Source organism: Streptomyces sp. NPDC008092, assembly GCF_042957285.1.
In the GTDB taxonomy this organism is placed as follows: Bacteria; Actinomycetota; Actinomycetes; order Streptomycetales; family Streptomycetaceae; genus Streptomyces.
The window spans coordinates 136,450-147,893 of the sequence record NZ_JBIBHY010000012.1 but is presented as its reverse complement, the minus strand read 5'-3'; the positions used below and the strand labels follow the sequence as shown (position 1 = coordinate 147,893).

Sequence of the window (11,444 nt, the reverse complement as noted above, 5' to 3'; positions counted from 1 at the left end):
CATCGTCCTTCTCGTGTGGAGCTCGGGTGGAGGTGGGTACGGCACCGCCCGCCGTGGCGGCGGGCCGGGCCGGTGGGTCAGGACAGGTTGGAGCCGAGCTGGCTGTCGGTCTGGTCGAAGGCCTCGCCGACGGACTTCACGTACTGGCCGATCCCCTGCAGGCCCTGGTTGACCTGGTCGAAGCCCTTGGCGAACTCGTCGAAGAACGGCGAGAACTTCTGCTGGGCGGCCGGCGTGCTGTAGCCGTCGGCGAGCAGGTTGGAGATCTTGCCCTTGACCTCGTTGAGCTTGTCCTGGAGCTGGGAGAAGTCCTGGAGCAGGGCCTGCGAGGTGGAGGCGGTGGTGTCCGAGTTGACGGCGTAGTTGGGCATGGGAGAACTCCTTGCTGGTCGGTTGGTGCGGTCCGTCCCTTCGGGGACGGAGGACTGGGTGCGGGGCGCGGGATGCGGGGTGCGCGGACCGCCTGGCCGGCTAGCGGCCGTTGCCGGCGTCCGGGCCCTCGACGGGGCTCGTCGGCGCGGTGACGAACCCGTCGCTCGACGGGGACGACGGCTCGCTGCCGGAGTTCGACTGCGAGTCGGAGGTGCTGACCGGGGGGACGGCGGGCCGGCCCGGGGAGTTGCCGCCGTCCGCCGGGGCGGGAGCGGGCGGCGGCACGGCGGGGGTGTGCGGGGTGGTCGGGGAGGGCGGCAGGGGTAGGTTCACCGGGTCCACCGGGGTCGGGGTGGCGGGGCGCGGCGTGGTGGGCGACGGCGGTACCGGCGCGTTCGCCGGGTCCACCGGGGTCGGGGTAGTAGGACGTGGGCTGGTGGGCGACGGCGGGACGGGCACGTTCGCCGGATCCACCGGAGCCGGAGTCGCCGGGTGCGCCCCTGCCGGTGTGTGCACCGGGGCCGGCGGCGTCGGCTGCGCGACCGGAGCCGGGGCCGGAGCGGCCGGCGGGGCGGCGGGGGGTGTGTTCGGCGAGCCGGTCGAGGGCCGGGGGCCGGTCTTGACGGGGATCCTGTCCGTGAGGCCGTCGATCGCGCGCCCGAGGCCCGCCTTGCCGACCGGCCCGGCGCCGAGCTTCGGCGCGGAGTTGGCGATCTCGCCGGCCGCGACCTCGTTGGGGTCGCCGCCCTGGGCGACGCCCACGCCGATCTTCGTCCCGAGGGTGGCGCCCTCCTCGACGAAGCCCCCGACCTGGTCGGCGGCCCGCTTGCCCACGGTGTCCCCGGCCGCGGGCTCGGTGGTGTCGCCGAACCGGCCGCCCTTGCCCTCCTCCACCGGAGGGTTCCCGCGCCGCTTTCCGATACTGCCGATGCCTCCCTTGAAGGCGGCTCCGGCCACCGCCCCGGCCGCGGCCCCCGCGAACACACCGGCGGCCGTGATCTTGTCGCCGTTGGCCGCCTTGGCGGCCGCCTCCAGAGCCGAGTTGGTCAGGAAGTTGCCGGTGATCTCCGCGCCCACCTTGCCGACGGGGTTGGCGAGGACACCGCTCACGATCTTGCCGTTGGTGAGAGACTCGCCGATCTTGGTGAAGGACGCGCTGCTCTTGGCGATGAAACCGGAGTTCTTCACGGCGGCCACGGCGGCCGGAGCGATCGCCTCGACGGCCCTGCCGCCGAACTTCAGCAGGGCACCGCCGGGGACGAGCCCGAGCAGGCCGACGACGAAGTCACCGGCCTTGATCCCGCCGGTCTGACTCGCGATGACTTGGTTGAAGACGAACAACGCCCCGCCGAGCAGCGCGCCGACCACGGGGAAGAACACCGCCACGACGGCGACGAGGGCGGCCAGCAGGATCTGGACGAACGGGAAGTCCTTGAAGAAGTCGGCGATCTTCTGGAAGATGTTCCGCTCCGGAATCGCCTCCTGCGCCGCCCGGTCCAGCACATCGGCACACTGGCGCTGCGCGCTCTCCCGCATCGACCTGGCCTGCTCCGCCAGGCTCTTGGCCGCGTTCAGCTGCGACCTGCCGGCGTCGATGGCGTCCTGGGTGCTGCGCGCCGCGGACTTCTCCGCGTCCGTCGGGTTCGGGCCGAGCTCCTTGGGCGCCTGGTTCGCCTGCGGTGCGGCGGTCCGCGCCTGGTCCACCGCCCGGTCGAAGGTGTCCTGGGCCTCGCGCAGCCGCGGCATGTAGTCGCTGTAGGCCTGGGCCGCGTCGTGGTAGGAGTTCATGGTCTTGGTCAGCTTGTCCGGGAGATCGTCGCCGATCTTCTCCTTCAGCTGGTCCATCGCCGAACCGCGGCCCTGCGAGATCGTGCCGTCCTTCTTCAGGACGTTCAGCGCCTTCTCCGCGGCGTCCCCGATGTCCCGGTACCGCTTCATCACGCCCTGGATCAGGTCGGGGTCGCCGGGCGTCGGGTCCGAGTCCATGCCAACGAGCTGGAAGTCCTCGGGACTCGCGTGCCGACGTGCCATTGGGGTCCCCCGGTCCGGTGCCAGTTGGTGGTGTTCGCCAGGTACACGGGGTCGGTGTCGCGAAGGGTTCAAACCGAGTCCGGTCCGAAGTCCGCCACGGAGTTCACGCCGAAGTTCACGCCGAAGTTCACGAGGAAGTTCGCATCGGAGAGCGCATCCGAGTTCGCATCGAACGTTTTCACCGGGCGGCTCCGTGTAGTCGGTGCAACGGAACCAGAGAGGGCATGGGTGGACACGATGAGCAGCAGCGCGGACCGGGGATCGGGGCGCAGAGCGCAGGACCCCGCGGTACGGACACTCCTGCGTGCCCTGGTGGCGCTGCTGGCGGCGTGCCTCGTGGCAGTGGGCGGGGCCGCTTCCGCGCAGGCGGCGGTGCCCTCGGACGACCTGGTCAAGGTGTTCGTGGTGGCGGACCCGGCGCAGACCGGCGGGCAACTCGCCACCCTGCAGTCGATCGCCGCCGACACGCTGGGCGACGCCTCGCGGTCCGGTGAGATCTTCGACCTGAACCGGGGTCAGGCCCAGAAGGACGGCGGGGCCCTGAACAGCCCGGACGACCAACTGCACCCCGGCTGGATCCTGCGGCTCCCGCAGGACGCCTCGGGACCCGACGTCCGGCTCGCCCGGGACACCGGAACCCAGGGCGCGACCTCCGCTCCCCCGGCCTCCGGACAGGACTCAGGACAGCAGACGTCCGCGCCGGGCGCCCAACAGTCCGCGACGTTCACCTTTCCGCTGGCCGCGGCCGTGGCGGTGCTCGGCACGATCCTCCTCGCCCTGGTCACCGCCGGCATCGTCGGCAGGCGCAAGGTGCGGATCGCGTACGACGCCCTACGGCGCGCCGTCCGGCGGCTCGGCGAGCCGATGCGGCGCAGGCGCCGGCTGATGCAGCGCCAGGCGACGGGCCGCCGGTTCGCCACCGACGCGGACGCGGTACGGCGCGCCTACGGCACCCTCGGCGAGTTCGCGCCCACCCGGCAGCGGCCGGAGCGGCCGGTGCACGCGCTGCGCGTCGACAGCACGGGGGTGACGGTGTGGCTGGCGGCCGCCGACACGGCCGACGCCCCGTGGACGAACGTCGACGGCACCCGCTGGCGCCGCCCGGCGGCCGCCGCCAACTGGCTGAACCGCGGCGAGGAGACCGCCACGACGGCGCAGGCCGCGGTCGGCTCCGCCTGCCTGGTGCGGGCGGGCACGGACGCCGACGGCGAGCCGGTGTTCGTGGACCTCAGCCGCCTGGACGGCGTGCTCAGTGTCGGCGGTGACCAGCACGTCGCCCGGGACGTCGTGCAGAACGTGCTGGCGGAGATCGCGCGGACCCGCCCGGAGACTCCGGTGACCGTGCTGCGCGGGGCGGAGGGCGCCCTGCCGCTGACCGTGCCGCAGGGTCTCCGTCAGCTCCCCCGGGTCGACGCCCCTGCCCCGGCGGCGCCCGCGGCCGAGCAGGGGACGGTGCGTGCCGGAGCGACGCGGAGGCCGGTCAGGGGCCTGGTCGTGGTGGCCGGGACGCCGGGTGAGGCGGCGGCGGCCGAGCTGGCCGCCCTGTGCGGACCGGGCGGCGCGGGCTGGACCGGTCTGGTGTGCGGCGAGGCCGCCGGCGCACACTGGCGCTGGCGGACCGACGCCGACGGCCATGTCGACATCCCGGTGCTGGACGTGCGGCTCACCGTTCCGGCCTGAGCTCCTGACCGGCCTTGGCGCGCAGGGTGTTGAGGGCGTAGTGCCGCCGGGACTTGACGGTTCCGGCGGGTATGCCGAGGAAGCTGGCCGTCTCCTGCGCGGTCCGGCCGCACAGGTAGGTGTGCAGGAGGACCTCCCGGTGCTCGGGGGACAGCTGCCGCAACAGGTCGGTCGCCTCGACCGCGGCCAGCACGGCGCCGGAGTGGTCGGGCAGGGGCACGTCCCGGTCGTCCGCGCCGATCGTCTCGTGCCGGGCGGTGGCACTGCGCATCCGGTCGACGACGAGGTTGCGGGTGACCTTGAGAAGCCAGCCGCGCACCGATCCCTCGGTGCTGTAGAGGCGTTCCGCGTGCGGCCAGGCGCGGATGAGGGTCTCCTGGACGATGTCCTCGGCCGTGTGACGGTCGTTCAGCAGCTTCTCCGCATAGGCGAGCAGCGCCTTGGCGTGGTCGGACACCATGGTGTGCAGCAGTTGGTCGCGACGCGCGGCCGAGGCAGCGGCCGCGTGCGTGGTCGTGGTCATCTTCGGGTTCCTGACGGGGAATGCGTACGCACCTCCCGCTCCGGACGGAGCGGAGCGGGGAGCGTAGGCAGGGCCCGCTTCCGGAACTCTGAACGATTACTGACGGATCACTGACGTGGGGCCGGACCGGGTGCGGCGAGGTCCTTCAGCCGCTCGCGGAGGTCGGTGGCGTCCGGGTGGTCGATCTCCGCCAGGATGCCGAGCGCTTCGCGCCAGGCGAGTGCGGCCCGCGCGTCGTCGCCGGCCGCGCGGTGGGTGTCGCCGATGTGCACCAGCGTGTCGGCCTCCAGGTAGCGGTCGCGGATCTCCCGGTACAGCTCCAGGGCATGCCGGTAGCACTCCAGCGCCCGGTCGTGCTGGTCCAGGTGGTGGTGGGCGTAGCCGAGGCTGTCCCAGGCGGCGGCCTCCCCGTTGCGGTCGCCCGTCTCCCGGTGGACCCGGAGCGCCCGGCCGCACTCCTCCAGGGCGTCCTCGTACATGCCCATCAGGATGTACGTCCATCCGACCTCGTTGGCGATGCTCGCCCGGGCGCCCCGCTGCCCGGTCTCGCGGTAGAGGGCGCTCGCCCGGGCGTAGTGGTCCAGGGCCGCCGCGTGGCGTGCACGCCGGTTGGCGAGGAAGGCGGCGTAGCGGTGGGTCCTGCCCTGGCCGGCCCGGTCGCCGATCTCGCCGAACAGCTCCAGGGCGCGCGACAGGTGCGCGTCGGCCTCGTCCCACCGCTCGAGACGGCCGCTGACGAAGCCGAGCGCCCGGTGCCCGTACGCCTGGCCGCGGATGTCGCCCAGGCGCTGGGCGGCCCCGACGGCCGTGGTCTGCGCGCCGAGTTGCTCCTCCCAGCGCCCGATGCGGTCCAGGTACAGCTCCAGGGTGGCGGCCAGCTGCCAGCTGTGTTCGCCGCCGCCGTGCCGGGCGTCCTGCTCGATCACCGCGAGCAGGACGGACCGGTTGGTCTCCAGCCACTGGTCGGCGGCCGCCTGGTCGGGAAGGCGCGGGACCGTCACGCCCGGCGCGTGGGGCCGCAGCCGGATGCGTTCCCGGCTGGGTGCGAGGAGGCTGTCGGCCGCGTGCACGCTGTGCAGGTAGTGGTCGAGCATGCGGCGCCGGGCGGCCGCCAGCTCCTGCTCCGTCTCCTGCGTCGGGGCCAGTTCGCCGGCGTAGGCGCGCAGCAGTTCGTGGCAGCCGTAGCGGCCCGGCACGGGCTCCGAGACCAGGTGTGCGCGGGCCAGCTCCGCGAGCAGCGGCCGGACCTGGCCGACCCGCTGCCCGGCCAGGCTGGCGACGGCGGCGAGCGCGCAGTCCAGGCCCGGATGCAGGGCGAGCAGGCGGAACACCCGGGCGGCCGCGGGGGTGAGCAGCTGGTACGACCAGGAGAACGCGCTGCGTGCGTCCGCGGCCGGGGCCTCGCCGGAGAACGCGTCGAGGCTCTCCTCGCTCTCGTGCAGTTCGGCGGCGACGGACGCGAGCGGGAACGTCGGGTTCACGACCGCGCGGGCGCTGACGACGGCCAGCGCCAACGGGAGCCGTCCGCACAGGGCGATGATCTCCGCGACGGCGGCGGGTTCCCGCGCGACCCGTTCGGCACCGAGCCGGCAGGTCAGGAACGCGTGCGCGTCCGCGTCGCTGAGCACGTCCAGGCTCAGCGAGTGCGCTCCCTCGCCGGCCACCAGGCCGTAGAGCTGGTTGCGGCTGGTGACGACGACCATGGAGCCGGGGGTGCCGGGCAGCAGGGGCCGGACGTGCTCGGTGTCCCGCGCGTTGTCGAGGACGACGAGGACCCGCCGGTCGGCGAGCAGACTGCGGTAGAGCGCGGCCTGGGCGTCCAGGCCAGCGGGGATGCGCTGGGCGGGGATGCCGAACGCGTCGAGGAAGGACCGTATCGCCTCCGCGGTGCTCATCACCGAGCCGGTCGGGTGGAAGCCGCGCAGGTTGACGTAGAGCTGTCCGTCGGGGAAGCGGCCGGCGACGCTGTGCGCCCAGTGCACGGCGAGGGTGGTCTTGCCGACGCCGGCCATGCCGCCGATGACGCTGATCACCACCGCCGACGCCGGTTCGTCGGCCGCGGGCAGCAGTGCCTGGACACGGGCGAGTTCGTCGCGCCGTCCGGTGAAGGCGGCCAGGTCCGCGGGTAGTTGGGCGGGGCGCACGGTGGGGACGGCTTCCGGCTGGACCGCCTCGGCGTCGTCCGTCAGGACCGGGCCCTCGCCGGACTCGGCCGGCCCGGTGCCCGCGGACCGGGTGGGGGTACGGCCGAGGACGCGCTGCTGGGCGGCCTGCAGCTCGGGGCCCGGCTGTACGCCGAGTTCGTCGGCGAGCCGGGTGCGTACGGTGCGGTGGACGTCGAGGGCTTCGGCCTGGTGCCCGGTGGCGGCGAGCACGAGGATCAGCCTGGCCTGGAGCCCTTCGTCGAGGGGGTGCTGGGCGGCGGCCTGCCGGAGCGTGACCAGGACCCGTGCGCCGAGGCCTCCGCCGGCCTCCAGGGCCAGTTGGGCGGCCTCCTTGACGGCGGCGAGGTGTTCGTCGTCGAGTGCGGTGAACGCCGGGTGGGACCGTACCTCGGGCGCGATGCCGGAGGCCGCGGGCCCGCGCCACAGCGCCAGTGCCTCCATCAACAGCTCGGTGGCGAGGGCCGGTTGGCCGTTCCGCGCCGCCTGGTCCGCCTGCCCCCGCAGCGCGCGGAAGCGGAGCAGGTCCAGGGAGCCGGCGTCGACTTCGAGTCGGTACCCGCCCGAACCCCGTACCAGCCAGCGGGATGCGCCCCGGGCCGGGAGGTCGGGTTCGAGCAGCCGGCGCAGGGCGCCGATGTGCCGCTGGACGACGTTCACGGCGCTGTCCGGCGGATCCTCGCCCCACAGCGCGTCGACGATCTCGTGGACGGCGACCGGATGCCCCGCCTCGGTCAGCAGCAACGCGAGCAGCGCACGCTCCTTGGGCGGTCCCAGCGGCAGTTCCGTGTCGCCGCGCCAGGCCCGGACGGGTCCGAGCACAGCGAATCGTGTTTGCACCGGGTCCCCTGGAGCGACTGTGACGACATGCGAGGCCGACGTGCCCGCCCCCTGGGGACGCGCGGCTGCGCACGAGCATAAAGTCCGCACGGGCATGCCGAGGCATGGTTCGGGCGCCCCGGAGAGTCGCACGCACCGAACCGGCCACCAGGGCCGCGTCGTTCAGGTGATGTGTCCTGGTTGATCACATGATGCCGAGGGTGATCAGTGGACGGTTGGCGTCGCGGGTGTGGTGGCGGAGTCCAGCGGCGATGTTTGTCTGGTTGCCGAGTCGGAGAGCGCCGATGGCCAGGTTACGCAGGGATGCCGTGGCACGTGGAGCGGTGCCGGTGCGTACGCGGGAGGCGTCCTCGGCGTACGTGGTGTCCCTGACGTGGTGGATCTTGTTCTCGATTCCCCAGTGGCCGCGGACGCGGCGGGCGATCTCGGTTGCGTCGGCCTGCTCCGCGGTCAGGCCGGTCACCCCGTAGATGCGTTCCAGGGTGACCTTGCCGGTGGTGACGATCCGTCGGCGGCGCACGATCCGGACGGCCTGCACCGCGTGTGGGAACGCGATCCCGGCGACGGCGGCGGCCTTGATCCGGCGGATCTCGTCGCGGCCGTGCGCGGTGGCCCGCGTCTTGTCCAGGAGTGGCACTTCCCGCCATGGCAGGGCCTTCGGCCACTGGTGCAGGGTGGGCTGATTGCCCTTGATCAGCGCGATGTAGTGGGCGTGCTTGTCCTCGACGAGGAAGCGCGCGTGGGCGGTCTGCGAGTGGAGGGCGTCGAAGGTGATCACCGTGCCGTGCAGGTTGAGCGGGGCAAGCAGGGGCTGGAAGACGGTGATCTCGTTGGTCGTGGCGTCCACCTCGCGCTGGGCGGTGACCAGACCGGCCCCCGTCATCGCGGCGAGCAGATGGACCTGGGTGCCGTCGGTGCGGCGGGCACCGCGCACGGTCCTGCCGTCCACGGCGCGGGAGGGCAGGGGCCGCCGGTCGCTGTCGTTCTCCTCCTGGCCGGCGGCGCGTTCGCGCCCGGCGAGCCAACTTCCGACGGCTGTATCCAGCGCGTCGCCGTCGATGCGTTGGAGGACACGACGCACGGTGGCCTCGGCCGGGGCGACGGGGCCGCGGTCCGGCTCCCGGCATGGGCCACCGAGCCGGGCCAGGACGTCGGGCGGGGCGTCGGCGGCCCACTCAGCGATCGCGGCCAGGGACTTCGCTCCGGCCAGGACCGCGCACGCGGCCGGGGAGAGGACGAAGGCGAGCGAGCGGCGTCGGCCCTGGTCCCGGCGGGGATCGGGCACCTGAGCCAGGCAGGTCAGCAGGCCGGGGAGGTCATCGGGGACGGTCGGCGCGGTGTCGGCGAGTTGGCCCAGAGGGCGCGGGATGAGCGAGGATGAGCAGGCAGGCACGGTATTCCGTCGTGGTGATCAGGGACTCGACACCTCATGATCACCGGAAGTCGTGCCTGCCTCCGCGTCAGCCCCCGCAGTCCTGCCCCAGCTCCTGAAGCCCAATCAACCCGGAATCAACCCGGATGCACCGCCGGAACGACGCCGCCCTGCCCGCGTACCCCGTCGGTCACCGTCGTCGTGGCGCCGACGGGGTACGCCCGTCACCCGCGAGCGGAGTGCGACTTCAGCGGATGCGGTGCTTCCGCCAGAAGGGGCCGAGGTCCCTGTGCGTCATCGACTGTGCGGCCTTCTTGAAGCCGGCGGTGGTGGAGACGCCGTACCAGTGGTCGTGGGCGTACTTCTTGATGAGGCGCGCCATGGTGCCGGCCCCGAGGACGTGCTCCAGGTCGGCCAGGACGCAAGGGCCGATCCCGTACACGACCTGGAAGTACTCGTCACGGTGTGCAGACCAGTAGGCCATCGAGTTGGTGAGCGCGGCGGTGGCGCTCGGCCAGGAGTCGTCCGGCGAGCACTCGAACCCGTCCCAGCGGTAGTAGCGCGCGTTGGCGTACTGAGCGAAACTCTCGTCCAGCCAGGGTGAGTTGTACTCGTCGTTGCCCACGACGCCGTACCACCACTGGTGGGCGATCTCATGGACGGTGGCGCCGCCCTCCTCCTCGGTGCCGAGGATGACCAGGCCGGGGTACTCCATGCCGCCGGCGAACCCGGGGGTCATCACGAGGTCGATCTCGCCGTACGGATAGCGGCCGAACTCCCTGCCGAACCGGTCGATGGCGGCGACGCCGTCCTTGCGGTTGAGGCGGACACCGGCGGTGGGCGTGTTCGGCGACCAGTACGACTTCACGCGCACGCCGTCGGGCGAGGTCTGGGTCGCGGTGCGGAACGGGCCCGCCGCCCATGCGAAGTCCCGCACCCGCTTGGCGACGCTGTGGGTGACCGTACGCCCGGTACCGCCGGGGCGGGTCCATGTGCTGCCGGTCGCCGGGACCTTGAGGGCGGACGGGTGGTCAAGGCGCACCCGGAAGTCGCTCGCCAGGGTGTAGAAGCTCTCGCCGTTCGACACATACGGATCGAGGTGCCATCCCCTCGCGTCGTGCACGGCGAGGACCGGCAGCGCGTTGCCCAGGAAGCGGAACGCGCCTTCGCGGCCGAAGCGGTTGTTGCGTGCGGGCACGGTGAGGGCCAGGTCGAAGGAGACGGCCGTCCGCTCGCCGCGTGCGAGCGGCCTCGGCAGAGCGATGCGCAGCGCCGTGCACTTCACGCCGGGGCGGCCCGGAGTGCCGCCGCGCACGTGGGAGACGCGGACGGGGGACGGTCTTCCGGATGTCCCGCAGCCGTCCTCGCCATTGCCCCACAGGCGTATGTACACCTCACGCAGGGGCCGGCTGGAGGCGTTGCGGAAGGACACCGTCTGCCGGCCCGCCCAGTGGGAGCCGTCGGCGTCGGCGCGCAGCTTCACGTCGTAGCTGGGGCGGTCGGGCGTCGCGGGTTCGACCGCTCTCACCGCGGCGCCGGACGGCGTGCCGGCCTCGGCCACGGTGGAGCCTGCTGTCGCGAGCAGCGCGAGCAGGGCGACCAGCAGACGGCGACCGGTTCTTGAGGGGCCCGTGGACGACGAAGGCATGGCTGACGACATGACAGATGACATGCCAGCGGATCTTGTCACAGGGTTCCCCACGGCCGACACAGGCCCGCGCGAAGAGGGGAGGCCGGCTCCGCTTGGGCGGCGAAAATGCCAGGGCAGGCAGGGGATGTTCGCTGTACGTTGGCGCACAGCAAGGATCCCGGTTCAACCCGTCCGCAGTTCATCCCCTTCAATGAGGCCTGGTCACGGACACCACGTACGCCGAGGACGCCTCCCGCGTACGCACCGGCACCGCTCCACGTGCCATGGCATCCCTGCGCAACCTGGCCATCGGCGCTCTCCGACTCGGCAACCAGACAAACATCGCCGCTGGACTCCGCCACCACACCCGCGACGCCAACCGTCCACTGATCACCCTCGGCATCATGTGATCACCAGGACACATCACCTGAACGACGCGGCCCTGAACCGGCCGCCGCGGCCCAAAGCCCTGGTCTGTCCGGCACCTCCGGCCGAACGGCCGGTCTCCCGCCCCATGGAATTGTCCGCCACCCCTATGGCTCTCATAAACTCTCCCCGGGAGCCGTTCCGGCCGGAGAACGTGAAATCACAGCCGGATCACGGACGCTCAGCAATTCGACAGGGTTCGCGTCTTCACCCGCCAAGCTGGGCCGATGGCACGGTGCCGCCGCATGTAATCCCAGGTTCCGTACCGTCGCCGTTGGCGACCCGATATGCCAATGCAACGATCGCGGCGCGTCAACACGGCATTCCCGTCCCTTTCTTGTGACCGATGCCGCGGATAACCGAGAGAACCACTGATCAATCGCCCTTGATTTACCGAAGACTGAAATA

7 protein-coding genes are annotated in these 11,444 nt (G+C 72.4%); 1 reads left to right on the top strand and 6 read right to left on the bottom strand.

Translation table 11 applies throughout. The features are described 5' to 3' along the window. Positions 1-77: 77 nt before the first annotated feature. Positions 78-371: a WXG100 family type VII secretion target gene (locus ACFZB3_RS34445; protein ID WP_361298318.1), complete on the bottom strand. Its 294-nt coding sequence runs from the start codon at positions 369-371 to the stop codon at positions 78-80. Positions 372-471: 100 nt separating this feature from the next. Beyond that, on the bottom strand, positions 472-2,403 hold the full coding sequence (locus ACFZB3_RS34440) for a putative T7SS-secreted protein (RefSeq protein ID WP_391382475.1): 1,932 nt from the start codon (positions 2,401-2,403) through the stop codon (positions 472-474). 237 nt (positions 2,404-2,640) lie between these two features. Between ACFZB3_RS34440 and ACFZB3_RS34435 the strand changes: the two genes are divergently transcribed. Further along, positions 2,641-4,083 carry a hypothetical protein gene (locus ACFZB3_RS34435; RefSeq protein ID WP_391382473.1) on the top strand — a complete coding sequence of 481 codons (1,443 nt, stop codon included), beginning with the start codon at positions 2,641-2,643 and terminating at the stop codon, positions 4,081-4,083. On the opposite strand, the gene ACFZB3_RS34430 is transcribed toward ACFZB3_RS34435, so the two are convergent. The 4 genes from ACFZB3_RS34430 to ACFZB3_RS34415 form a co-directional block, all read right to left on the bottom strand. Next, the gene (locus ACFZB3_RS34430) at positions 4,067-4,606 is read right to left on the bottom strand and encodes a sigma-70 family RNA polymerase sigma factor (protein ID WP_391382471.1); all 540 of its coding nucleotides are present in this window, start codon (positions 4,604-4,606) and stop codon (positions 4,067-4,069) included. The two genes, ACFZB3_RS34435 and ACFZB3_RS34430, sit on opposite strands and share 17 nt — an antisense overlap. A gap of 107 nt (positions 4,607-4,713) precedes the next feature. Next, positions 4,714-7,590: a BTAD domain-containing putative transcriptional regulator gene (locus tag ACFZB3_RS34425; protein ID WP_391382469.1), complete on the bottom strand. Its 2,877-nt coding sequence runs from the start codon at positions 7,588-7,590 to the stop codon at positions 4,714-4,716. A 202-nt stretch (positions 7,591-7,792) separates the two neighbouring features. Beyond that, entirely contained in the window at positions 7,793-9,001 is a 1,209-nt protein-coding gene (locus ACFZB3_RS34420; protein ID WP_391382467.1) for an ISAs1 family transposase, read from the bottom strand. A 226-nt stretch (positions 9,002-9,227) separates the two neighbouring features. After that, positions 9,228-10,628: a M1 family aminopeptidase gene (locus tag ACFZB3_RS34415; protein ID WP_391382465.1), complete on the bottom strand. Its 1,401-nt coding sequence runs from the start codon at positions 10,626-10,628 to the stop codon at positions 9,228-9,230. Positions 10,629-11,444: the final 816 nt, after the last annotated feature.